Origin of the sequence: Paenibacillus sp. BR2-3, from assembly GCF_046529485.1 — a bacterium.
GTDB lineage: Bacteria > Bacillota > Bacilli > Paenibacillales > Paenibacillaceae > Paenibacillus_AQ.
In genome coordinates this window covers 2,548,301-2,573,642 of record NZ_CP126311.1, presented here as the reverse complement: position 1 = coordinate 2,573,642, position 25,342 = coordinate 2,548,301, and the positions used below count along the sequence as shown (strand labels likewise).

23 protein-coding genes are annotated in these 25,342 nt (G+C 49.3%); all 23 read right to left on the bottom strand.

Annotation, left to right across the window (positions count from 1 at the left end; all coding sequences use genetic code 11):
- Nucleotides 1-161 precede the first annotated feature (161 nt).
- The 23 genes from PaeBR_RS12285 to rbfA all read right to left on the bottom strand — a co-directional run bounded on the left by PaeBR_RS12285 (nt 162) and on the right by rbfA (nt 25,340).
- Entirely contained in the window at nt 162-434 is a 273-nt protein-coding gene (locus PaeBR_RS12285; RefSeq protein WP_410510888.1) for a DUF3243 domain-containing protein, read from the bottom strand.
- 97 nt (nt 435-531) lie between these two features.
- Complete coding sequence (gene ymfI, locus PaeBR_RS12280) at nt 532-1,299, bottom strand: elongation factor P 5-aminopentanone reductase (RefSeq protein WP_410510887.1); 768 nt, start codon at nt 1,297-1,299, stop codon at nt 532-534.
- Nucleotides 1,299-2,579, bottom strand: a complete 1,281-nt coding sequence (yfmH, locus tag PaeBR_RS12275; RefSeq protein WP_410510886.1) for an EF-P 5-aminopentanol modification-associated protein YfmH — start codon at nt 2,577-2,579, stop codon at nt 1,299-1,301. Before yfmH ends, ymfI begins: the two co-directional genes overlap by 1 nt.
- 2 nt (nt 2,580-2,581) lie before the next feature.
- Complete coding sequence (gene yfmF, locus PaeBR_RS12270) at nt 2,582-3,862, bottom strand: EF-P 5-aminopentanol modification-associated protein YfmF (protein WP_410510885.1); 1,281 nt, start codon at nt 3,860-3,862, stop codon at nt 2,582-2,584.
- A 129-nt stretch (nt 3,863-3,991) separates the two neighbouring features.
- The gene (gene sleB / locus PaeBR_RS12265; protein WP_410510884.1) at nt 3,992-4,867 is read right to left on the bottom strand and encodes a spore cortex-lytic enzyme; all 876 of its coding nucleotides are present in this window, start codon (nt 4,865-4,867) and stop codon (nt 3,992-3,994) included.
- Between the two features lie 182 nt (nt 4,868-5,049).
- The gene (locus PaeBR_RS12260) at nt 5,050-7,701 is read right to left on the bottom strand and encodes a DNA translocase FtsK 4TM domain-containing protein (RefSeq protein ID WP_410510883.1); all 2,652 of its coding nucleotides are present in this window, start codon (nt 7,699-7,701) and stop codon (nt 5,050-5,052) included.
- 113 nt (nt 7,702-7,814) lie between these two features.
- Nucleotides 7,815-8,036, bottom strand: a complete 222-nt coding sequence (locus PaeBR_RS12255) for a YlzJ-like family protein (protein ID WP_410510882.1) — start codon at nt 8,034-8,036, stop codon at nt 7,815-7,817.
- Nucleotides 8,033-8,788: a ClpP family protease gene (locus PaeBR_RS12250; protein ID WP_410515161.1), complete on the bottom strand. Its 756-nt coding sequence runs from the start codon at nt 8,786-8,788 to the stop codon at nt 8,033-8,035. The genes PaeBR_RS12255 and PaeBR_RS12250 overlap by 4 nt, the downstream gene beginning before the upstream one ends.
- A 223-nt stretch (nt 8,789-9,011) precedes the next feature.
- Nucleotides 9,012-10,691, bottom strand: coding sequence for a ribonuclease J (locus tag PaeBR_RS12245; protein WP_410510881.1), 1,680 nt, complete (start codon nt 10,689-10,691; stop codon nt 9,012-9,014).
- 518 nt (nt 10,692-11,209) lie between these two features.
- A complete protein-coding gene (gene dapA, locus PaeBR_RS12240) occupies nt 11,210-12,085 on the bottom strand; it encodes a 4-hydroxy-tetrahydrodipicolinate synthase (RefSeq protein WP_410510880.1) in 876 nt (291 codons plus the stop codon).
- A 12-nt stretch (nt 12,086-12,097) separates the two neighbouring features.
- The gene (gene dapG / locus PaeBR_RS12235) at nt 12,098-13,318 is read right to left on the bottom strand and encodes an aspartate kinase (RefSeq protein WP_410510879.1); all 1,221 of its coding nucleotides are present in this window, start codon (nt 13,316-13,318) and stop codon (nt 12,098-12,100) included.
- Between the two features lie 156 nt (nt 13,319-13,474).
- Entirely contained in the window at nt 13,475-14,512 is a 1,038-nt protein-coding gene (locus PaeBR_RS12230) for an aspartate-semialdehyde dehydrogenase (RefSeq protein ID WP_410510878.1), read from the bottom strand.
- A 48-nt stretch (nt 14,513-14,560) separates the two neighbouring features.
- Nucleotides 14,561-15,157 (bottom strand): dipicolinate synthase subunit B, encoded by a 597-nt coding sequence (locus PaeBR_RS12225; RefSeq protein ID WP_410510877.1) that lies wholly within the window; start codon nt 15,155-15,157, stop codon nt 14,561-14,563.
- A 3-nt stretch (nt 15,158-15,160) separates the two neighbouring features.
- Complete coding sequence (dpsA, locus tag PaeBR_RS12220; RefSeq protein ID WP_410510876.1) at nt 15,161-16,054, bottom strand: dipicolinate synthase subunit DpsA; 894 nt, start codon at nt 16,052-16,054, stop codon at nt 15,161-15,163.
- Nucleotides 16,055-16,239: 185 nt separating this feature from the next.
- Nucleotides 16,240-16,686, bottom strand: a complete 447-nt coding sequence (dut, locus tag PaeBR_RS12215; RefSeq protein WP_410510875.1) for a dUTP diphosphatase — start codon at nt 16,684-16,686, stop codon at nt 16,240-16,242.
- Nucleotides 16,661-17,929 carry a M16 family metallopeptidase gene (locus PaeBR_RS12210; RefSeq protein ID WP_410510874.1) on the bottom strand — a complete coding sequence of 423 codons (1,269 nt, stop codon included), beginning with the start codon at nt 17,927-17,929 and terminating at the stop codon, nt 16,661-16,663. Before PaeBR_RS12210 ends, dut begins: the two co-directional genes overlap by 26 nt.
- Nucleotides 17,930-17,993: 64 nt before the next feature.
- The gene (locus tag PaeBR_RS12205) at nt 17,994-18,980 is read right to left on the bottom strand and encodes a polysaccharide deacetylase family protein (protein ID WP_410510873.1); all 987 of its coding nucleotides are present in this window, start codon (nt 18,978-18,980) and stop codon (nt 17,994-17,996) included.
- 310 nt (nt 18,981-19,290) lie between these two features.
- Nucleotides 19,291-21,393 (bottom strand): polyribonucleotide nucleotidyltransferase, encoded by a 2,103-nt coding sequence (gene pnp, locus PaeBR_RS12200; protein WP_410510872.1) that lies wholly within the window; start codon nt 21,391-21,393, stop codon nt 19,291-19,293.
- Nucleotides 21,394-21,668: 275 nt separating this feature from the next.
- Nucleotides 21,669-21,938, bottom strand: a complete 270-nt coding sequence (gene rpsO / locus PaeBR_RS12195) for a 30S ribosomal protein S15 (protein ID WP_036656390.1) — start codon at nt 21,936-21,938, stop codon at nt 21,669-21,671.
- 151 nt (nt 21,939-22,089) lie between these two features.
- Nucleotides 22,090-23,037: a bifunctional riboflavin kinase/FAD synthetase gene (locus PaeBR_RS12190; protein WP_410510871.1), complete on the bottom strand. Its 948-nt coding sequence runs from the start codon at nt 23,035-23,037 to the stop codon at nt 22,090-22,092.
- Nucleotides 23,038-23,075: 38 nt separating this feature from the next.
- On the bottom strand, nt 23,076-23,990 hold the full coding sequence (gene truB / locus PaeBR_RS12185; protein ID WP_410510870.1) for a tRNA pseudouridine(55) synthase TruB: 915 nt from the start codon (nt 23,988-23,990) through the stop codon (nt 23,076-23,078).
- Entirely contained in the window at nt 23,987-24,964 is a 978-nt protein-coding gene (locus PaeBR_RS12180) for a DHH family phosphoesterase (RefSeq protein WP_410510869.1), read from the bottom strand. The genes truB and PaeBR_RS12180 overlap by 4 nt, the downstream gene beginning before the upstream one ends.
- A gap of 22 nt (nt 24,965-24,986) precedes the next feature.
- Nucleotides 24,987-25,340, bottom strand: coding sequence for a 30S ribosome-binding factor RbfA (gene rbfA / locus PaeBR_RS12175; protein WP_410510868.1), 354 nt, complete (start codon nt 25,338-25,340; stop codon nt 24,987-24,989).
- Between the last annotated feature and the right edge of the window lie 2 nt (nt 25,341-25,342).

The following is a 25,342-nucleotide window of genomic DNA, read 5'->3' as shown; positions in this document are numbered from 1 at the left end:
ATTCCTTTTCCCTGCACCTTGTCAACCGTCAAAAAAATCAATAAACCGACAAAGGCACTCTGATGCTTGGGTCATGTTAATGATATATAAATTTTTTTTGAAAGGCAAGGTCAGACTGCATAATTGCAGAAAAGCTCCCGTAAAGGGAGCTTATTCCACAGCTATGCGTTGTTCTTTGCCAGCTTAACCATCAGAGTCGCAATCGTATGCTTCTCTGCTTCGTTGCCGACATCCCACAGCTCTTTGATCGCCCGGTTCGAAGAATTCTGTGGATCGACTTTATTATCGAGGAACTCCCCGATTTCAAAAGCCAGCTTTGAGATGGTCTCATCGCTCATCCCGATTTTCTCCGCCTGCACGACACGTTCACCCAGAAATTTTTTCCAAGTGTCGAAGTTTTTGAGTACGGTTGACCCAGTTGACCCTGTTGACATCTTAAATCCTCCTTCATGTTTACGTGAGATTTAAAAGCAACAATAATAATATGTCCCGGGTCCGGGAGCGTTATGCTGGAGTATTTCTCCAGTGCAATCAGGTAATCCAGCCGCCGTTCGGGCTGATAATCTGACCGGTGATATATCCCGACTCTGGCAGCGCCAAAAAATAAACCAGGGAGGAGATATCTTCCGGAGACGCCAGCCGTCCTGCCGGAATTTCCTCCTCCAGCATGCGCATTTCATCCTCCTGCAAATTGGACAGCATAGCCGTATTAACTGCTCCAGGGGCAACCGCATTGACCGTTACACCCGAGGGGGCCAGTTCTTTGGCCAGGGCCTTGGTGAAGGCGTTGACGCCTCCTTTGCTGGCGGAATAAGCTACCTCACAGGAAGCGCCTGAAATCCCCCATACCGACGATACATTAACTATCCGTCCATATCGCTGTGATACCATATAAGGCATGAAAATTTGGCTGCATAAAAAGATTCCCTTCAGGTTAACAGCCATAATATCATCCCATTCTTCTTCACTAAGATCAGCCAGCATGCCATAATGAGCCTTGCCTGCGTTGTTTACCAGAATATCCGGCATCATTCCGCTGCTCTGGAGCCTGTCGGCCATCCTCTGCAGCTGGCCGCGGTCTCTGATATCGGCAGTTACGGTCATCACTTTGGCTCCATGCGCCATACAGCGCCTTGCAACATCATTTGCTGCTTCATGTGATGTCAAATAGTGAATGACGACATTCATGCCGACGGAGGCAAAACGTTCCGCAATCGCTGCGCCGATGCCCCCGCTTCCCCCGGTAACCAGCACTGTAGTTTCCCCTATAGGCTTGCTGTTCTCTCCCAAACCAGCCATTAAGGACTCACCACCAAAGATACCGCCAGCTGTTCCCAATCGACATGGCCCCGCAGACGCTCATTAACTTCCTCCAATGTGAGGGATTCGTAGACCGGAAGAACCTCGAATAAATTGCCGCCGCGGAATTGATAACGCGTAAATTCATGGGCGATGCTTTCCGGAGAATTCAGCATACGCAAATAGCCGCCGATTTTCTTTTTACGGGCCCGTTCGAAATCGCTCTCCGCAAAGCCCGACTCCAGAAGCACATCCACCTCTTCCCGAATTCGTTTCAGGAGCAGATCCGGATCCTTCGTATCCCCGCCAATCGCTGAGAAAGCATACTCCGGAGAGCTGTTGAACTCACTTCCAAAGCTGTCCGAAATCAAACCCTCGTCATAAAGCTTCTGATATAGAGACGTGCTGCTGCCAAACAGCAGATCCAGCATTAGTTTGGTCGTTAAATCCCGGCGGATTGCCGCCTCACCGGTGAGGCCCTCTACCTTCTCTTTGAAGCCGAACAGGCATTTAGGCATGGATACGGCCAGCTTGCACTCCCGCCGTTTCTGCCCCACTTCCAGAGGCTCCTCTTCAAATATGCGTTTGATATCACCCTGCGTACCGTATGACTTCGCCTTCTGGTTGCTGCTTATGAGCGAAATTACCTTTTCGGGCTCCACTCCGCCTACTACGAACAGCAGCATATTGCTGGGATGATAAAAAGCATTGTAACAGGAATACAGCGTTTCCTTCGTGATCGTACCTATAGATTCGACAGTACCTGCGATATCAATGTGAACAGGATGCTTGGAATACATCGCTTCAATCAGTCCGAAATAGACACGCCAATCGGGATTATCCGCATACATGTTAATTTCCTGGCCGATAATGCCCTTTTCCTTCTCTACATTCTCATCCGTGAAATAGGGACGCTGCACAAAATCAACCAGCGTTTCCAGGTTCTTCTCAATATTCTCCGTTGCAGAGAACAAATAGACGGTCTGGTCAAAGCTGGTAAAAGCGTTCGCAGAAGCTCCATTGGATGCAAATGTGGCAAAAATATCACCCTCCGGCTCTTCGAACATTTTATGCTCCAGAAAATGGGCGATCCCGTCAGGAACCCTTGTCTCGTCTCCACCGGCCACTTGAAAGTGATTGTCTACAGAACCATATTTGGTGGCAAAGGTAGCATATGTTTTACGGAAATTCGGTTTTGGCAATACATACACCCGAAGGCCGTTCTCCATAACTTCATGGTATATCGTTTCCTGAAGCCTTTCGTAATAAATCTGTTCCACCGCTATTCCTCCTTCTGCCCTGTCAGGAAATAAATCGTGTCCAGCTGAAAAGTGTCGGCGGCTGCCTTCACATCCTCTGCTCCGGTTCCTTCAACCTGATCCATTAGCTCCTGTGCAGACCGGTCTTTTCCGGAAAGCTGCCGGTTGAAATCATACGAAATCATTTCAAATGCGGAATCCTGAATTTCAGAGAGCAGATTACGGATCATCGCTTTGGTCTGACCCAGCTCCAGTTCGGTGATCCGGCCAGCCTTCATCTCATCTAGCTGCCTGGTTATAATTTCAACGGCTTTTCCATAATTTTGTATTTCGATACCCGATTGTATCGTTCCGATGCCTTTATGTCCGTCATAACGGGAGGAGGCATAATAGGCAAGACTCTCCTTCTCACGAACATTGACGAACAGCTTGGAATGAGGGTATCCACCCAAAATTCCGTTATACATTAGCGCAGAGGCGTAAGAATCATCTTTATAAGTAATCGAGGTGCGCAAGCCCATATTGAGCTTGCCCTGATTAACATCAAGCTTCTCTTCCACGGTCCGGACCTCCGTAACCGTTACCGGAACGAAGCGTGAGTTGTAATCTCTGATCTCCGAGTTGTCGCGTCCGAAGTGGCGCTTTACCAGCTTCTCCACTTCCTCCGGTGTAGTGTCACCGACAACATACAGATCAAGGATTGCACCCTCCAGCAAGGAGTTATAGGATTGATACAGCTTCTCCGGTGTCAAACCATCCAGATCGGCCCGCTGGCCTAGCGGATGCAGGCGGTACGGTTCATTTTGGCACATGACCTCAATGCAGCGTTCGGCAGCGTAACGGATTTTGTCGTTGACAATAGATTCAAGCTTCTTGCGGACCGTTTCGCGTTCTGTACCCACATATGACGGGCGGAAGACTCCATCTTCCAGCACAGGGCGGGTCAACACTTCACCCAGAAAAGCGAATGACTCTCCGAGCAGGCTTTCCTTACTCTGTACAAACGAATCATTGATCGTATCCATCCGGAACTGGACAATCTGGTGGTCTCCCCGTTTATAGACATCAAAGCCGAAGCCGGCTCCGTACAGTTCCTCCAGCCGCTCGCGAAACTGGGTAGTCTCCGGGTAAGAAGCTGTTCCTCTGCGCAGCACGAATGGAATTAGCGCAGTGGAAGTAACTGTTTCCTCCGCAAGCGGAACGCCGGCATAAAGTGAGATGGCGAATGTTTTGAACGCTTTTGTCGGCAATACGTGAATACGCATGCCTGCAGCGGTGCCATGCTGAAAACCATTATTATTCAAGTCCAAAACTCCTTTACGGCGTGAATAGGTGCTATAGATCATTTTATGAAGTAATATCCATTCTAAACCATTCCAAAGTAAGGAAGCAACCGGAACTCCATTTCCGGTTGCTCCCTTTGACGTTGCCTTTTACATACAGAAAATATGTTCTCCGATCGTCTTCACCTGCGGCCGGCTCCAGATCCATTTGGAGGTAGCCGTTTTAGGATTGAAATAATAGATGCATCCACCGGATGGGTCCCAGCCGTTCAATGCCTGCTGCACCGCCTTACGCGCCTGCTCATTGGGCTCAAGGTAGATCTGGCCATCAGCGACAGCTGTGAAGGCTCCAGGCTGAAAGATAACACCTGACGGCGTATTAGGGAAGCTTGGCGATTTTACCCGGTTCAAGATAACGGCGGCGACCGCAACCTGTCCTTCAAAAGGCTCCCCTCTGGCTTCCCCATACACGGCGTTAGCCATAATTTTGAGATCATTGTCCGATAATCCCATTGTATTTCCCGAAGATAACCCGGCCGTATTGGTTTTGTTTTCGGTATTTGCTTTTTCGCCGCTTGCACCACTTTTCGCGGTTTTTTTGTCTGATCCGGCGGAAGGCTCTGTCGGCCTCCAATTTTTGGTTGCGTTATACAGCTTCAGCTTCGTTTTGGCACCCACAACACCGTCTGCCTTTATGCCAAACTTCCATTGAAACCATTTTACGGAATTCAGTGTTTTTGATCCGTAGTGGCTGTCTATTTTCCCTGCGTAATACCCTAAATGCTTCAATCTGCCCTGAAGCTCATACACATCCTGACCGGATGCTCCATATTTAATCGGAGTTGTCCCAAAGACCGGCAGGGCTTGTTCCCCAAAAGTGGTTGTTCCCGGTGCATGTTGAGCTTTTAATGCGATTGTGTCCTTATTCTGAACATCGTCATGTCCCCCATAGAGCCGGACTGCAAGTGGTGCTGTTGTCAGCGCAAGGGTCAATACGGCAATTATCCACAGCTTCTGATTCTTCATAGGGTTTCGCTCTACCTTTCTCTTGTAGGTTCTGCATGGATGGCTAAAGTTATTATGACAATTGTCAGGACAACCTATGCATAGCCAACCAGGAATAAAGAGATCCCGTAGATAAAAAAAGTGCCCCTCAGCCATTTCTATTGACTGAAAGACACCTCGATTTTCTATTCACACCATACCTTTTAAGAACTGATCCGGTTATGTTGATACTGCTCCAAAGAAACGAGCACCTCACGCGGCTTACTGCCCTCGTAAGGTCCGATGATCCCCCTGGCCTCCATGGAATCAATTAAACGGGCAGCCCGTGTATAACCGACACGCATCCGGCGCTGCAGCAGAGATACTGAAGCCTGCTTCGCCTCCAAGACGATTTGCACCGCTTGTTCATACAGCTCGTCCTGTGGCTCCTGATCATCCGAAACGGAATCATCCACCTCAGGCACAATGGAATCATCGTAATTTGCCTCAGCCTGGCTGCTGACAAAGTGAACGATGGTTTCAACCTCCTGATCACTCATAAAAGCTCCCTGGACCCGAACCGGCTTGGAGGAGCCCATGGGCATGAACAGCATATCACCGCGCCCGAGCAGCTTCTCCGCACCCGCCATATCCAGTATGGTACGCGAATCCACCTGAGATGAAACTCCAAAGGCTATACGCGAAGGAATGTTGGCTTTGATGACCCCTGTGATAACATCAACAGAAGGACGCTGTGTAGCAATAATCAGGTGAATACCGGCAGCACGGGCCATTTGCGCAAGCCGGCAAATCGCGTCTTCTACATCGTTAGCGGCTACCATCATCAGGTCTGCAAGCTCGTCCACAATAACAACGATATAAGGAAGCACAGCGGACGGGTTATCCTTCATGAGCGTATTGTAGCCTTCAACATTCCGGGTTCCCGATTTGGAGAAAAGCTCGTACCTCTTCTCCATCTCTACAACGATTTTCTTGAGCGCCAGACTGGCACGTTTGGGATCGGTTACTACGGGTGCCAGCAAATGAGGGATACCGTTATACACATTAAGTTCAACCATCTTGGGATCGACCATCAGAAACTTCACTTCGTTAGGCTTGGCCTTATATAGAATGCTTGTGATTATACCGTTAATACAAACCGACTTGCCGGATCCTGTAGCTCCAGCCACCAATAGATGGGGCATCTTTGCCAGATTGCCGATAATCGTCTGGCCAGAGATATCTCTGCCGAAAGCGATAGACAGTTTCGATTCAGCGTCCTGAAACGTCTGCGTCTCCATTACCTCACGCATGGTCACGATGGAAACCTCCGGATTGGGCACCTCAATACCGATAGCCGATTTGCCGGGAATCGGGGCCTCCATACGGATATCCTTGGCAGCAAGCGCCAGGGCGATATCATCCGTAAGATTAACTATGCGGCTAACCTTGACACCAATATCCGGCTGAATCTCATAGCGGGTTACTGCCGGTCCTCTTACAACCTCCAGCACCTTGGCCCGGACGCCGAAGCTTTCAAGTGTTGCTTCCAGCTTCCGTGCGGTTTGCATATAATCGTTCTGGTCTCCGGCCTTGCCTCCGTTATTCGGCTTGGTCAACAGACGGAAAGGAGGAAGCTTATAAGGCTTAGGTGGCGGCGGAAGCGGAGGAGAGATCACGGTATCCTCTTCAGTTCCGGCACTTCCCATTATTTCGTTCATATCACTGTGTTCGTTGCCCTCCAAAGGATTAAGGGCAGCCTGTCCCGAAGAGATTTCTTGATCAGGGGTTCTAGCCCCGCTCCGTGCGGTCGGCGAAAACTCACTCCAATCCTCACGATCTTCCTCACTCAGTCCTTCAGAACGGATGTGTTCGAAGAAATCCCGGATAATTGGCGTTACTTCTTCCGTATCCTCTCCCGTGAAATAATCCTCACTGTCCCTACCGCGGAGCCCTGCGGAAAGAGGAGAATCGCCTGCTATACCGGTTATAAGGGGACCATTCTGCCCTGCAGGTCGATCATCGTAATTCTCATCTTCAGAATCATCGGAAGGGTTGGAACGGGAAGATGCTGAAGTCCACTGTGCCAGTCTTTTGAAGAAAAGCGGCTGTTTGCGCTTCGGTAAAGACTGTTCGCCTTCCACAAAGTCCTCATCGTCATCCTTATAGTCATCCTGTACGCTTGAATCCTGCTTGCCTTGACCGGCTCGGGATTTCGTTACTGGGACTGCCTGTGGGCGGTTGGCTGCCCTGAGCCTGATGCTTTCGATAAGACTTAGCGTTCGAACCCGCAGCAATCCAAAGATCTCGACATATGAAAGATTGGTAATCAGCATAAAGCTGATGGCCATCATAACGATCATCAGAAGCTTGGCACCCAGATTTCCAAACAGCCACAGGAGCGCCGCATACTCAAGTGCACCCAGATAGCCGCCGCTGATGTCTTTGCCCAGCATATACACTTCACTGTTGTTTGCGGAGGGTGAGAGCGCTCCATTAAGATCATTATGTATTTGCGATAGAACATTATTCGGGTGCAGCATGGAAAGCGGGCCGAGTTTCTGTTCCATCGCAGAGATCGTACTCATCAGGCACATGGACAACACAAGGAGCAGCCCACCGGAATGGCGGCTGTTCCAGGCAGAAGGCCATTTCCGGTGAATCATCACCATTAGGCCGTAAAAGATACCGGTCAATGGCAGAACAAAATAAAATCTGCCGAGCAAATAACCCGCCATACTGGAAAGTGAGCGTCCAACAGCCGCCTCCCCGGACAAAGCTATGACAGATATCGTAATCAGCATAATTCCATAAATCTCATATTTTAAAACACTGCCCAGCAGCGCTTTTTTCTTCTTCTTTCTGCGTTTAGCCACACAAGCCACCCCCAAGAACACATTATACCATATAATGGGGTGGCGCACCTATGTTCTCTTTTGTCGCAAAAAGCGTTATTCTGTTGCCTCCTGATTCCTCTCCTCACTCACCCTCAATGGCCGGATATATAAGGTATTATTGCTCCAGGTGACAGCCCCGGATCCAAATACCGGTTCAGTGGACAATGAAGAAGCCGGACAATCCGGGCACGCCCTTCCTCCAGCGGCTCCACCTGCATTAACATTCCACCCATACTGAGTTCACGAAGCGGTGGAGATCCGCTATAGGCCCCCTCCCATACCTGATCCATAGTCATTACTGTATATAGTGTCATTGCGTTAACCCTCCACCTATGGGCTGAATTGAGGCAGTAGACGCGATCATACCGTTCAGTCGGGCGAGCGCCGCACCTATCCCGCCTACCTCATCCATCAGTCCGTATTTGACAGCATCATATCCTCCGACAGCGGTGCCGATATCCCGGTTCAATTCCCCTGTTTTGAACATTAAATTCTTGAATTCATCTTCTGTAATCCGTGAATGACTCGTCACAAACTTAACTACCCGATCCTGCATTTTCTCCATATATTCAAATGTCTGCGGAACGCCAATAACCAGACCGTTCATCCGGATGGGATGAATAGTCATCGTGGCACTCTCGGCGATAATCGAATAGCTGGAGGATACCGCAATCGGCACCCCGATACTATGCCCGCCTCCAATGACTACCGTTACGGTCGGTTTGGAAAGGGAGGCGATCATTTCGGCTATGGCAAGTCCCGCTTCGACATCTCCTCCTACGGTATTCAAAATAATTAGCAGCCCCTTAATGTTTTTGTTCTGTTCAGCGGCCACCAGCTGCGGAATGATATGTTCATATTTCGTTGTTTTGTTGTGTGGAGGAAGCACGAGATGCCCTTCAATCTGCCCTATAATCGTCATACAAAAGATATCCGGCTCCCCGCTGGGAACGACGGTCTGCCCCAGCTCTTTCACTGCACTGAGTGTGCCCATCTCGGGATTCGGATTGTTCTCCGTTCCCGGAATATTCTCCCCGCCAGTCTGATCATTAGATTGGAAACCCACCTGATTGGTCATAATTACAGCTCTCCCTTCAGCTTGCAGACATGCCTGCTGCAGCCGTGCTAACTTACCTTAGTATGACATCACAGGGCGCAGCATTATTCAGAATCCAGTCATAATGTTTCAGAATCTCAGCATAAAAAGCCCCTTCTCCGCCGGAAACCGTCCAATATTTCCGGGAGAAGGGGCTTTATTGCCCTGCAAATATGTTTTAGGAGTGTTCTCCTTATACTTCCATAATAATTGGCAAAATCATCGGTCTGCGGCGTGTTTGCTCATACAAGAAACGGCCGAGGGAATCTTTTACACTTGTTTTAAGGGAAGCCCACTCGTTGACCTTCTCGCTCATAAGACGCTGCAGCGTGCTGGATACAATCCGGTTGGCTTCATCGAGCAGCCCTTCCGATTCACGCACATAGACAAATCCGCGCGAAATAATGTCAGGTCCTGAGACGATTGCTCCATTCTGCTTGCTCAAGGTCACAACGACAACAAGAATGCCGTCCTGGGACAGAAGCTTACGGTCACGCAGTACGATGTTGCCTACATCACCCACACCCAAACCGTCAATCAGTACATTGCCGGCAGTTACCTTGCCAGCCTTACGTGCAGCACCGCCCACAATCTCAACAATTTCACCAATCTCTGTGATGAAAATGTTGGCCGGATCCACACCAACGGATTCCGCCAGCAGTGCATGTTTACGCTGCATCCGGTACTCACCGTGAATAGGAATGAAAAATTTAGGTTTCATCAGGTTAAGCATCAGCTTCAGTTCTTCCTGGCTTCCGTGACCGGATACATGAACGCCCGAGTTGGAACCGCTGTATATAACGTTCGCACCCAGACGGAACAATTCATCAATCGTACGGCCTACATACTTCTCATTGCCCGGAACCGGAGTTGCCGCAATAATGACGGTGTCTCCCGGCATAATATCAACCTTGCGGTGGCTGGAACGCGCCATGCGTGTCAGTGCGGACATAGGCTCGCCTTGGCTGCCTGTGCAAAGCACGACTACGCGGTTGGCCGCCATTCTGTTCATTTCTTCAGGCTCAATCAGCATGCCGTCCGGAACGTTCAGATATCCAAGCTCGGAGGCGATGGATACGACATTGACCATGCTGCGGCCAATAACCGTAATCTTCCGGCCTGTCGATTCTGCGGCATTGACCACCTGCTGGATACGATGCACGTTGGATGCAAAGGTCGCGACAACGACGCGCTGCTCTGCCTTCCGGAAAATATCCTCCAGAACGATACCGACATTTTTCTCGGATGGTGTAAAGCCCGGCTTCTCGGCGTTGGTGCTGTCCGACAGGAGAGCGAGTACGCCTTGTTGTCCGATTTCTGCCATCCGGTGCAGGTTCGCAAACTGGCCATTAACTGGGGTATGGTCAAATTTGAAGTCGCCTGTATGAACAACGTTTCCTTCCGGTGTTTCGATGCATACCCCGACCGAATCTGGAATACTGTGGTTTGTTCTGAAAAAAGTAGCCTTCAGAGAATTGCCCAGCTGGATTTCCGAATCTTCGTTGATCAGAATCCGCTTGGTTTCTCCGAGCAAATTCGCTTCCTTCAGCTTGTTCTCTACGAGTCCCAGCGTCAATCTTGTTCCGTACACCGGAACATTCAGATTCTTCAGGACGTAAGGGAGACCGCCAATATGGTCTTCGTGTCCGTGCGTCAGCACGATGCCTCTTACCTTGTCGCGATTTTCCGTCAAATACGAAATGTCAGGAATAACAATATCAATACCGAGCATATCTTCTTCCGGGAACTTTAGTCCCGCATCCACGACTACAATGTCAGCTCCATACTGAACGACATACATGTTTTTCCCGATTTCGCCGACTCCGCCCAAAGCGAAAATCGTCAATTTATCGTTGTTGGTTTTTTTGGACAAATGAATCTAACCCTCCTATGATGTTGGACGTCATACTATTATTTAAAAACATTGAACTTCAATATCTCAGCGGCGCTGAACACATTCTTCAAACTGCAGAAAACTCCCGTGAAGCAACAAGGAAATTCCGAAAGTCTATATAATTGCACAACTCTAAAGCTCCCGATTTCGGGCAGTAAAGACCTTCTCAAGCGGACAAACGCCGTCAAAAAATTCACCGCCGCGCCCCTCGCGCGAAACTATAGCCTACAATAGGCAGACTTATACTGGGACCCATCCTGTCTCCCAATGTTTACCATTGACGGAAGATTACCGCATATTTAATTTTAACCGCACCCAGTCACTTATCCATATTATACATGATTTTTTTGTCAAAAGACAAGTCGTCCACTCCATAACATTATTCTTCCCACAAAAGCTTGCCATTATTTAAATAATTTATCGCGGTCCGCACACCAAAAAAACCGGCTCTCCAGGAGGCCGGTTCTCATTCAAAGCATGGTATATCGCTCCGCACTTCATTTCAAAAGAGCTTCTATAAATGCCGCCTCTTCTTCCGTTGGAGAAATTAACGGAAGTCTTACGGAGCCAACCTTCAACCCGCGCAGCTCAAGCGCGTATTTAACAGCTGACGGATTCGGCAGCGGCTGCGGACAGTCGAACAGCCCCTTGAATATCGGGAAAAGATTGCGATGGATTTCTCCAGCACGCTGAACTTCACCGGAAAGATAGGCGCTGATCATCTCTGACATCCTTGAGCCCACGATATGACTGGCTACACTGATAATCCCGTGGCCTCCCACGGCTAAAGCCGGCAGAGCGGAGGCATCATCACCCGAATAGACATGGAAATCCCGGGGACAACCAGCCGCAATCAGAGCAACCTGATCAACGGATACACATTCCTTGGTGGCAACGATATTGGGAATTTGCGCCAGCCTGATTGTTGTAGCCACACTCATGCATACCCCGGTTCTGCTTGGAACGTTGTAGAGAACAAGCGGCAGATTCGTCTCGGCAGCTATGCCTGCAAAATGCTGGTACAGCCCCTCCTGATTCGGCTTGTTATAGTAAGGAACGACCAGCAGTGCCCCGTCAACTCCGAGCTTCTCCGCTTCTTTCGTGAGGTGAATGGAATGTTTGGTGCTGTTGCTGCCTGTACCGGCAATAATTTTGCATCTTCCCCGTGCCTTCTCGAGTACAAAAGAGAATAATTGAAGCTTCTCCTCATCGGTAAGGGTGGGTGATTCTCCAGTAGTCCCGCAGACGACCAGTCCTTCTGTCTTCTGATCCTCAATCAAATAATCAACAAGCCGCGAGGTTTCTTCCCAGTTGATTTCTCCCGCCTTGTCAAAAGGGGTGACCATGGCTGTAATTAATCTTCCGAAATCCACTCGAATCTCCTCCTAACGGTGCAGTTCAAACTTGGTGTGCAGTGAGCGCAGAGATTGTACCATATCTTCTTTTTTCACGAGTACCCAGATCGTTGTATTTGAATCCGCCGACTGCAGAATTTGGATGTTCTTGGTACTTAGCGCCTCTACAACACGAGCCATGATACCCGGAACCCCGTTAATTCCGCCGCCAATCACAGAAACCTTGGCACAGCCCGAAAGGCTCTTCGGACGCAACCCAAGATCCTGCAGCGCCGCAATAGCCTTTTCCGAGTTATTATCGAATACAGTAAATAAAGCACCGGTAGGGGTCACATTGATAAAATCAACACTGATGCCGTTGTCCGCCATGCTTTTAAATATCTGCAGCTGTACACCACCGATATTGCCATCCGGGCAATCGACGGCTATTTGCGTTATATTGCTGACATAAGCGATGCCGGTAACATAGCGGTCAACAATACCGCTTTGCATATCACTGAAGCCTTCCTGATGGGTAACCAGCGTTCCTTCACCTTCTGAAAAAGTAGAGCGAACACGCACCGGAATTTGTGCCTGCATTGCTATTTCAACGGCACGCGGATGAATAACCTTTGCGCCCTGATAGGCCATGTTGCAAATTTCTGTATAAGTCATATTGGTCAGAGGCCTCGCGTCTTCTACAATACGCGGATCCGCTGTTAATATGCCATCAACATCGGTATAAATATCAACAATATCTGCTCGGAGCGCAGCACCCAGAGCCGTCGCCGAGGTATCGCTGCCTCCCCTTCCGAGGGTTGTAAAGTCCCCAGCCTCAGTTTGACCCTGAAATCCGGTTACTATGACAACCTTATGCACTCTCAGCTCACGCACGATACGTTCTGGGCGCACATCCAGTATTCTTGCATTGCCATAGCTGTTATCCGTCATAAAGCCTGCCTGAGCCCCTGTAAGCACAGTAGACGGGATGCCCTCCACCTCCAGCAAGCTACACAGCGTTGCCGCCGAAATGATCTCGCCGCAGCACAGCAGCAGATCCTTCTCACGATCCGGAAGCGCATTGCCGTTCTGCATGGCCCAATCCAGCAAGGTATCGGTGGCATAAGGCTCGCCCCGCCGTCCCATTGCCGAGACTACAATAACGAGACTGTATCCATTCGCCAGCTCACGCTTAACATGACGGATGACATGCTCCCTGGCTTGAGGGGTGGAGAGCGAAGTTCCGCCGAACTTTTGTACTAAAATACCCATGTATTATTCCTCCATTACTATCAAAGCAAGCACACGAACAAAGACGCAGGGAAGTTAACCCGCAGGGCAGGAGTTAAATTTCATGCGCTGTTCAGAAAAAATATTAGGTAAAAAGGATGTACCGCCCTCAAAAAAGAGGACGGTATGCCTTTAGGCTTATGATTTTTGCGAAGCGATGATTTCGGCAATCTGCACAGCATTCCATGCAGCGCCCTTCATCAAATTGTCGGAGACCACCCACATATTAAGACCACGTGTGGCCCCCAGATCCCGGCGCAGGCGTCCGACGAATACATCCTGCTTGCCGGCAGCCTCGGTAGCGAGCGGGTACATTTGGGAGGAAGGATCATCGGTCAGCGTAATGCCCGGTGCAGCAGAAAGAATTTCACGGACATCGTCAAGCTCATAATCTGCTTTCAATTCAACATAGACGGACTCAGAGTGACCATAAACTACCGGAACACGTACACAAGTAGCGGTCACTTCAATCGAATCATCACCCATAATCTTCTTCGTTTCGTTGACCATTTTCATTTCTTCAAGCGTATATCCATTATCCTGGAATTTATCAATTTGCGGGATGGCATTAAAGGCAATCTGGTGCTTCACCGGAAGTGAACCGACCGGCAAAATTTCCGGATTTACCTGCCCGCCGTTAAGCACTTCTTTACTCTGGCGCATAAGCTCATCAATGGCACGCGCACCTGCACCCGATACGGCTTGATAGGTGGATACGATAATACGGGCGATGCCATACTTATCCTGCAGCGGTTTCAAAGCAGCTACCATCTGGATTGTCGAACAGTTCGGATTGGCGATAATTCCCTGATGGGCATCTATTTGCTCGGGATTTACCTCCGGTACGACCAGAGGGGTACCCGGATCCATACGGAATGCATTTGTATTATCGATACAAACTGCTCCGTGACGTACGGCATGAGGCGCTAGAGCTTTACTTACATCTCCGCCGGCGCTGAACAAAGCAATATCAATTCCTTCGAAACTGTCGGGGGTAGCTTCTTCCACTACGATATCTTGGCCCTTAAAGTTTATTACCGTGCCTGCCGACCGCGGAGAAGACAGCAACTTCAGCTTGGATATCGGAAAGTTCCGTTTCTCCAAGAGGCCTATAATTTGTTCTCCTACCGCTCCCGTCGCTCCGACCACGGCGACATTAAACTTTACATTGCTCATTTGGTGCATCTCCCCTTCTATTAATTACAGCTTGATCTACTGATTCATCTATGCTGAATGAAACCGTTCGACAATCATCGGTTGCAGCTGGGTTCCCTGCAGCGCGGCATAGCAGGCCTCTGGAATGAGATCCATGCGTGCCACGAGCGAATTGGGTTTCGCCTGCGGGTTATCCTGACCGAACGGAACAAAATAAATATTCTTGGCCACAAGCAGCTTCGCGATATTGGCAGCGTTCAGACCCAGTCCGTCGTTCGTCGATATCGCCAAAACAACAGGGCGCCCGTTGCGCATCTGCGACTTTGCCGCCATGAGTACCGGACTGTCTGTCATTGCGTTAGCCAGCTTGCTCGTGGTGTTTCCTGTGCAGGGTGCTATCGTCAGCACATCCAGCAGCTTGGAAGGACCGAGCGGTTCTGCTTCAACAATTGTAGAAATGATATCATTCCCTGTTATATCTTTCAACTGTTTTAGCCAATTTTCCGATGTGCCAAACCGGGTATCCGTTGCCAGCACCGCTCCGGAAACGATTGGCACGACGTTTGCGCCACCATCCATGAAGCGCTGAATCTGTGGCATTACCTCGGCAAATGTACAATGGGAACCGGTAATCGCATACCCGACTGTTTTTCCACTCCAGTTCATTATTCATCCCCCCTTGTTAAAAGTCTCGTCCGATATTAACTGTACCAGCGCATTTGCCATAATGATTCCAGCCGTTTCCGGCGCAACGATTCCGGGAAGACCGGGAGCCAGTATCGCTTTAATCCCTCTTTTCTCCGCATAACGGAAATCACAGCCGCCAGGTGCGGAAGCCAGATCGATAATCAGGGAGTGTTTGGGTATTCGTGATAAAACCTCAGCAGTAATGATCATGCCTGGAATCGTATTGAATATCAGATCAGCATCCGGTACGTGCTGGAGTAGATTTTCAGTTAAAAAAGGCTTCCATCCCATTTGTTCCGCACGTGCAAAATGCTCCTGCTTCCTGACACCAACCTTCACGCTGGCACCCAATCCCTGCAGAGTTCTGGCCATGGTAAAGCCGGTTCTCCCCATACCCAGCACCATCGACTTGGAGCCGTGAATGGTAAACTTGGTATTCTGAATGGCTATAACCAGTGCGCCCTCGGCTGTCGGGATGGAGTTGTAAATGGCCACATCGTCGCGATCCAGCATTTCCACCAGCTTCAGCTTATGCTTGACGCAAAGCCGGCGTAAGTATTCTTTCGCCATACCGGTGTAAACCGTACAATGGCCCGGCAAAGCCACGGCATGCTCTTCCAGAAACTGAAGATGCTGCGAGGAAAATAAGGCACTGATATTCCCCTCATCGTCGCAGCCCACCGTTGGAAGAACCAGAACATCCGCATTACTCAACAATTCTACAGACATTAACTCCAGGCTAACCCCGTCACATGGGGCCTCCCATTGATCGAACCCGGCAGCGCTCACTGTAGCATCCATTTCCACACACTTTCGTATCACTTCAATCTGTCTTGCGTCCCCGCCCAGGAAGACGATCCTGACGCCAGTAAGCATAGGGATGACGCTCCTTTCAACTACACTCTCGACTATAAAGCATCTTATGCCGAAGACTGCAGATGGGTGAAAGCGGAGGGTAATGAAGCTGAAGCTGGAATTTACATGGAAAATAAAAATAAAAAAAGCCTGCGGCTCCATACCCCGATGGGCATGACTCCGCAAGCTTTGATTTAATTTATATATTATTTCCCCGTATGCCCAAAGCCTCCGGCACCCCGCTCGGTATCCGAGAGCTGCTCTACTTCCACCAGGGTCACAGTCGGGACTGCCTGAAATACCATCTGAGCGATCCGTTCATTACGGGAAATGGCAAAGGGCTCCTGCCCCAAATTAATCAATAATACCTTAATCTCTCCACGATAGTCGGCATCAATGGTACCGGGCGTATTAAGACAGGTGATGCCATGCTTTAGCGCCAATCCGCTGCGCGGGCGTATTTGGGCTTCCAATCCGTCCGGCATTGCCAATGCTATTCCTGTCGGAATCAACGCCCGCTCACCAGGGGCAAGCATAACCTCGGCTTCAACAGCCGCGAACAGGTCATATCCTGAAGCTTGCTCCGACATTTTACGAGGCAGGAATACCTCTTCATTTCCTTGTAGCTTATTGATTTGAACGTAATAAGACAAGATCATCTCTCCTTACCTTTGCAATTGCTTTATCTGATGAACCCACCATGGCCATTGCGAGCGGTTCTGCAAACATATGGTTCAAAACGGTATTGATATCTTCCATGGTTACTTGCCCGATCTTGGCGATCATATCATCCAGGGTATCATGTCTGCCGAGCATGAGCTCATTCTTGCCGATCCGGTTCATACGGCTGCTTGTGCTCTCCAGACTGAGAATCAGGCTGCCCTTGAGCTGTTCCTTGCCCTTCTTAAGCTCGTCCTCGCTAAGGCCTTTCACTGCAAGCTCATGCATCATCTCTTTGGTCAGTTCCATTACTTCCTTCGTTTGCTTGGGCGCAGTGCCTGCATATACAGTAAACAAGCCGCTGTCGGCCTGGGAGCTGTGATAGGAGTAGACGGAGTAGGCCAAACCGCGCTTTTCGCGGATCTCCTGAAACATCCGGGAGCTCATACCGCCGCCGACAGCGTTATTAATCAGCACCATCGCATATTGCAGCGGATCTCCGGAACGTACGCCCGGGAGAGAGAGGCAGATGTGATTTTGTTCTGTTTTTTTGCGGTGAAATCTTAAATTGCCCCGGAAGTCAGGCGGCGACAAGGGAGCCGAGGTTCCGTGATTCCCAAATGTGCCAAAATGATGTTCGAGCAGCTCGACAAGACTCTCATTAATATTGCCTGCTATGCTGATTACAGTGTTCTCTATCGTATATTGTTCCTTCATATAGGCGTGAAGATGGTCCGGTGTCATGTCCAGAAGACGTTCCTTCAGCCCGAGAATCGTGTATGCCAGCGGATGTTCGCCATAGGCGGCGGCACTCATCAGATCATGTACCAAGTCATCAGGCGTATCCTCACACATCGCAATTTCTTCAAGAATGACGTTCTTTTCCTTCGCCAGCTCTTCAGCGTCCATCCTGGAACGAAAAAACATATCGGCAAGCACATCGATAGCTATGGGCAAATGCTCATCCAGCACTTTGGCATAATAGCAAGTGTATTCCTTCGAGGTGAAGGCATTAACATTCCCGCCAATGGCGTCAAATTGCTCCGCAATATCCTTAGCACTGAAGCGGTCGGTGCCCTTAAAAAGCATATGCTCCACAAAATGGGAAATCCCGTTATTCTCCGGACGCTCGTTCCGCGAGCCAGTTTTAACCCATATTCCGAAGGAGACGGAACGTCCGGTTGGAATTTTCTCCATCACTACTCGCAACCCGTTGGACAGCACTATTTTTTCCACTTAAAAATCCTCCTGGCATACCTCTATGAAAACATCTTTTTTGATATTAGCAGAAATAACCTTCTCACTCAACTTCAGAGGGCAATACCCGCTCTTCTGACAGCGTCTGGCTGACTGTTCCGAGCTTTAACCCTTTCGCCTTAATCCCCCGTATCATGCCTCTCAGCGCTTTGGAGGAAGATGAGGTAGGGTGCATCAGGATAAGGAATCCCGGCTCCACTTTTGTACTGATTTTAGACACAATGGATTCTGGTGAAGGATTTCGCCAATCGACTGTATCCAGCGTCCACAGTACTGTTTTGAGTCCTAATCCGCTTGCGATCTCTACCGTTTCCTGATCATAATCCCCCGAAGGCGGAGCAAACCATTTATTTGCTATACCCAGCTTCTCCAGAAGCTTTCGTGTTTTGTCAATTTCAAGAGAAGCTCTGGGACGGCTTAAATTACTCATCTTGGGATGGGTGTATGCGTGATTCTCCAGCTCATGCCCACGCTTCAGCATCTCTGCCGCAAGCTCCGCATTATGACTTAACCAGCTGCCATCCAGAAAAAAGGTAACCTTAACCTTCTCCTCATCCAAAATAGTAAGCATAGGCAGAATATACTCATTACCCCACGCTACATTAATCATCAAAGAAACCATGGGCTTGCCCGGATATCCCCGGTAAATCGGCTGCGCCCCCAGATCATTCAGAGACACCGCTGGGGGGGTCTGCCTGTAAACGTACCTGATTTCCGCATTGGGTGACACCAGAAGAGATTTCCGGTAAGTAGCCTCAACGTCTACCTCCAGCCCGTTATAGCCCGGTATAGCCTTCCACACTCTGTCTACAACCGCATCAACCGGAGGGGTCTTTAATTCAGCCGCCTTGGTCTCGATGGTTATGCGAAGCTTATCTTCTGGGAAATAGGATATGCCTTTCCATACAGCGGCGGCTCCGCCTTCGGGAGAGAGTTGCTCCAGCATAGCCCTAACCGGCCCTATTGTGCTTCCAATCCCGATTACGACAGCTATACAGGCCAGCACAACCGCCGTCTTTTGCGACTTCATGACAACCTTCCTCCCCGGCAGAAACAGTTTGCACCCCTTTTTGCTGGTAGGGGACGCTTTGTCCCAACCTATGATAAGGGCGGAAGAATTATGCATAAAGGCGGACTTGTTCAGCATATTACTGTCTTATATTCAAGAAGAAACGGCTTCACCGTCCTCAAAGGGATGGTATCCGTTTCTCGTAGAAATATAAGCAAAGTATAGTGAAAACTTATACTTTTTTATATTTTAAAAAAGAGCCAGAACGCAATCGCTTCTGTCTCTTTCGGGTAACCATAAAATTAGGCGTTTCACTTGAAATAGGCTGTTTTTACGCTTTAGCTCCGGTTTCAGCGGTCAGGACAGCTTTGCGTGACAGGTTGACGCGGCCCTGCTGGTCGATTTCGGTTACTTTTACAGTAATCGTATCTCCGATAGCCACAACATCCTCCACCTTAGCTACGCGCTCTGTGGACAGCTGAGAAATATGCACCAATCCGTCTTTGCCCGGAATGAGTTCGACAAATGCGCCGAATTTCTCGATGCGTCTTACAGTACCAACGTAGATTTCGCCGACTTGCACTTCACGTACAATGCCTTCGATGATGGAACGAGCTTTTTGGATCATTTCTTCGTTCGACGAACCGATGAAGACACGGCCATCCTGCTCGATATCGATCTTAACGCCGGTTTCTTCAATAATTTTATTAATAATCTTCCCGCCAGCGCCGATAACATCACGGATTTTGTCAGGATTGATGTTAATGATAATAATCTTCGGAGCATATTTGGACAGATTAGGTCTTGGCTCAGAGATCACTTCCAGCATTTTACCCAAGATGAACATGCGTCCATCTTTAGCCTGCTGCAGGGCATCCTGCAAAATTTGACGGTCAATGCCGGCAATCTTGATGTCCATCTGGATCGCTGTTACACCTTCCGCTGTACCCGCTACCTTAAAGTCCATATCGCCAAGGTGATCTTCCATGCCTTGAATATCCGTCAGGATCGAGACATGCTCTCCATCCTTAATGAGACCCATCGCTACACCGGCTACCGGCGCTTTGATCGGCACACCTGCATCCATCATAGCCAGTATGCTGGCACAGATGCTTGCCTGGGAAGTGGAGCCATTAGACTCGATAGCTTCAGATACGAGACGGATGGTGTACGGGAATTCAGTTTCACTTGGAATGACCTTGGACAAGGCGCGTTCGCCAAGTGCTCCGTGACCAATCTCCCGGCGACCCGGTGCTCTGAGCGGACGGGCTTCCCCTACGCTGAACGGCGGGAAATTGTAATGGTGCATGAACCGTTTGGTTTCGGCAAGATCAATGCCGTCCAGAATTTGCACATCACCAAGTGCACCAAGTGTACATACGCTCAGCACTTGTGTCTGACCGCGCGTGAAAAGACCAGAGCCGTGAGTACGCGGCAGAAGGTTTGTATCACATTCGATTGGACGAATTTCATCAAGCTTACGGCCATCCGGACGGACCTTGTCATGCGTAATAAGACGTCTTACTTCTTCTTTTACGATATCATGAAGAACTTCTTTAACATCCTTCAGCAGCTCAGGTGATTCTATGTATTTCTCCACGAAATACGCAACGGTCTCATTATTCACAACATCGATAGCTTCTTGACGCGCATGCTTCTCAGCAATTTTCACTGCTTCCACAAGACGGCTTTCCGCCATCGCGCGAACATCAGCATTCACTTCAGCGTTAACCGCATGCAGCTTTACAGCCATTTTCTCTTTGCCGGAAAGTTTAACCAGCTCTTCAATAACAGCCACAATTTTGCGGATTTCATCATGACCGAACATAATCGCTTCGAGCATAATTTCTTCTGTTAATTCATTGGCTTCCGCTTCTACCATCATAATAGCGTCTTTAGTTCCGGCAACAACCAGATACATGTCACTTACGGCTTGCTGAGCAATATCAGGGTTGATCACGAACTCACCATTCACCCGGCCCACAGCTACGCCGCCGATCGGTCCGTCAAAAGGGACATCAGAGATGCTCAGTGCAGCGGAAGTACCGATCATAGCCGCAATTTCCGGTGTGCAATCCTGGTCTACGCTCATCACCATATTGAGTACTTGTACATCATTACGGAAGCCTTCCGGGAACAGAGGACGAATAGGACGGTCTGTCAAACGGCTCGACAGGATCGCCTTTTCACTCGGTCTGCCTTCTCTTTTAATAAATCCGCCGGGGATTTTACCCACCGCATATAATCTTTCCTCATAGTTGACGGTAAGCGGGAAAAAATCCAGATCCTTCGGTTCTTTTGAAGCTGTAACCGTACACAATACTGAAGTATCCCCATAACGCACCATAACTGCTGCGTTTGCCTGCTTCGCCAAGCGGCCTGTTTCCAGTACAAGGCGTCTTCCGCCCAGTTGCATTTCAACACGTTGTTCCATAAATTCCCTCCTTGAATCTAACTTGTTTAATGTTTTTCCGCCCTGTTAAGGACACTTTCCGATTCTATTACAAAACAAGCAAAAACGGCCTGGCCTCATTTAAGGAAGAAGTAGGCGTTTTTGCGAATAATATGATCCAGCCCATGAATTGCATGAGTTCACCCAAGAAATAGAATACCCTTATTTTCAAAAAGCAACCCGGTCGTCCCCGTTGTCGCTCCGAGAAGGACATACGGTAAACAACCAGGCTGCTTTAAGGGTAATCTTATGGATGATTAACGGCGCAATCCGAGTCTTTCGATCAGGGCGCTGTAACGTCTGATGTCTTTGTTCTTCAAATACGCCAGCAATTTACGACGTTGTCCAACCATCTTCAACAATCCACGACGGGAATGATGATCCTTCTTGTGCGTGCGCAAGTGGTCAGTCAGATTAACGATGTTCTCCGTAAGGATAGCAACCTGCACCTCAGGGGATCCTGTATCGGATTCATGAGTTTTGTGCTCGTCAATCAATTGGTGTTTACGTTCTTGAGTCAATGCCATCCTATTCACCTCCTTCAATATAATCGCCTATAGCCTCGTCACCGTCGGTGAGATCGAATAACCAAGCTATGGTTATGTTTGCTGTCTTTCCAGCAACGTTAATCAGTATAGCACCTTACCAGATAAAAGTAAACGTCATGTCCAAAGCAGTTTATTTATTGTCCTTCAACAGCTTTTTGGCTGTCTCTGCATCTGAGCCGATTTGCTGGATCAGGGCCTGAATAGAGTCGAATTTACGCTCTGGCCGGATGTATGAGACCAATTCCACAGTCAGCTGTTTTTCATACAAATCTCCGTCATAATCGAATAAGTGCACTTCGAAGCTCGGGGCAGTTACATCTTCATGAAAAGTAGGTTTAACACCGACATTCATAACACCCGGCAGAACCTTGTCATTGTAGAATACACGGACAGCATAAACGCCTTTTGCCGGAATGACAAAACGGTCTTCAAGCAGAAGATTCGCTGTAGGAAATCCAATAGTGCGGCCGCGCTTCTCACCATGCACCACCGTTCCCCGCAGATGATAGCAGCGGCCAAACCATGCATTAGCGAGCTCCAAATCCCCGCTTTGAAGGCTTTTGCGTATACCGGAGCTGCTTACCTTCTGTCCTTCAAGCAGGAAAGGCGGGACGGTTTCCACAGCCATCAGCCCTTGTCCCAGCTCCCGAAGCATATCGGCATCGCCTTCACCTTTGTATCCGAAGCGGAAATCAAAGCCTATAACCGCTGTGACAATATGGAGCGGCAGCAGCATACCGGATACAAAGTCTTGCGGACTCACCCGGGAGAGCTGCTCATTAAATTCAATAATATAGAGTATATCGACCCCCATATCGACAAGCAGCTTCTCCTTGTCCCTTGGCGGCGTCAAATATCCGTCATAATCGCCCCTGCCCATCACGTCTTTCGGATGGGGGTGAAAAGTTATCACTGCAGCTGTGACACCCTTTTGGCGAGCCAGAGCTATAGCGGATTTAATAACACTGGCATGTCCGCGGTGCAGACCGTCAAACTGACCAAGAGCGGCTACCTGGGGTCCAGCCCACACAGCTGCATTCTCCGGAGATATAGGATAGGTTAACGTTACGGTTCTCACGCTGTTTCTCACCTGCAATTCACTTTGTAAAGTTGATATTACATTTGTGCAAATACTTTGACCGGAGCAATAGCCCCGTTCTCTTCCAGCTCATAGATCCCGAGGAAAAGCCCCTGTAGATCATACAGCCGGAAATGCCCGGCCTTCTTTACTTCAGGTGCCACAAAGCGGGAGGAGAGACGTTGTCCTTGCAGCGCTGCCTTCTTCTTCTCCTCCATCACCGTATGCATAGGCAAATGTGCAATAGCTTCGTCCGCGCGAATAAGATGATCTTTCAGCGTCCCGGAAGCCTGGCGCTCCGCAATTTCATCAAAGGTTAGACAGTGATTGGCTCTTATGCCCGCTGACATCGTTCTCGTAAGCTTCACCATCACGCCAGGAAGTCCAAGCGCACGGCCGATATCAACACAAAGTGTACGGATGTAGGTCCCCTTGGAGCAGAGAGCACGGAATGTAATGTCCGGATAGTTACCGTTCCACTCCATCTGCAGCATCTCTATTTCATAAATCTCAACCTCACGGCTTTTTCGTTCTACCGTTTTGCCTTCACGGGCCAGCTCATAGAGCCGCTTACCGTCGACCTTAACGGCGGAGTACATAGGAGGAGTCTGGGAAATCACGCCTTTAAAGGAATCAAGAACAGCCCGCATTTCCTCTTCGGTGACATGAACCTGATCCACCGTTTCCGTTATGGTTCCGGTTAAATCCTCCGTGTCGCTGGACATCCCTAACCGTAGTGTTGCTACGTATTCCTTAGGAAGCTCTTGAATGTATTCAACCACTCGCGTGGCCCGCCCAAGACAAAGCGGCAAAACACCGGTCACCTGCGGATCAAGCGTACCTGTATGGCCGATTCGTTTCATCCCGAGAATACGCCGTACCTTGGCTACAACATCATGCGAAGTGAACCCTGCCGGTTTATATACAGCCAAAACACCTTCCAGCTCGCTCATAAATGCCGCCTTACCTCCTCAAGCACCTGCGTCATAACCTGAGTAAGTGAAGCCTCTATACGGGCGCCGGCGGCACGGGTATGTCCGCCTCCTCCGAATTTTTGGGCAAGTGCCGCAACGTCCACCTTACCAGCGGAGCGCAGACTAACCTTCACGGCGTTGTCATGGATCACTTTAAACAGAATGCCTACCTCCACACCGCGGATATTGCGGGGATAATTTACGATCCCCTCCAAATCCTCGTTAGCGGCAGCGCAGTCAATCATATCCTGAGGTGTTACCTGAACCCAGGCAATATCGCCTTCTGCCGATAATTGCAAGGTGTTCAATGCCCGGTTCAACACCTTAACCTGAGGCAGTGTCATTTCTTCCAGCAGAGTTTCCGCGAGCTCGGGCCCGTTGACTCCCAGTGCCAGAAGATCTGAAACAGCAGCCATCACCTTTGACGATGTATTGGTGTAACGAAAACCGCCCGTATCCGTCAGTAGTCCTGTATATATGGCTGTAGCAATATCAAGATTCCATTCCACTTCGAACGTTTTCAGTAAATCGAACAAAATTTCTGCGGTAGCAGCGGCATCCGGTTTGATTAAGGTAAGGAATCCGTAGCCGTTGTTGGTCGGATGATGATCTATGTTTACGATAAGAGCATTCTCTGCAAAATATCGCTGAGTCTGTCCTACACGCTGAAAATCGGCACAATCGACGCATATGATATTGCTGTACGTGCTCAGGGGCTCCGCAGCAGACATATTAACGATTTCATCGGCATGCCATAAGTATTCCATCCGCTTGGGGATCGGACCTTCATTAATCATAGTGTAATTCTTGCCCAAACATGAGAGAAGCCAGCCCACCGCAAGGGTGGAACTGACTGCATCTCCGTCCGGCTGAACATGCGACACTACAAGATAATCGTCGTGTTCCAGCAGAAATTTACGGGTCTGCTGGAGACTTTGTTCATAGCTCTGCATTCGCCGTCTCCTTTTATGTTGCCTAGCTTTCTTCGTTCTTGCCGATTTGTCCAAGCAGCTTCTCAATGTGGCTGCCATAAGCAACGGACTCATCGAACTTGAAGATCAGTTCCGGCGTATGCCGGAGACGGATCGCTTTACCCAGCTCTGAGCGGAGAAAGCCGTTAGCCTTCTCAATTGCTTTGAGGGAGCCCGCCTTCTGTTCGTCGTCACCAAACACGCTGAGGTACACTTTGGCCTGCGACAGATCGTTGGTTACCTCTACGCCGGTTACAGTTACAAAACCGATGCGGGGATCTTTTAGTTCTTTCTGAATGAGCAGGCTAAGCTCTTTTTTAATCTGCTCGCCTACACGTCCAGCTCTGATTTTAGACATCT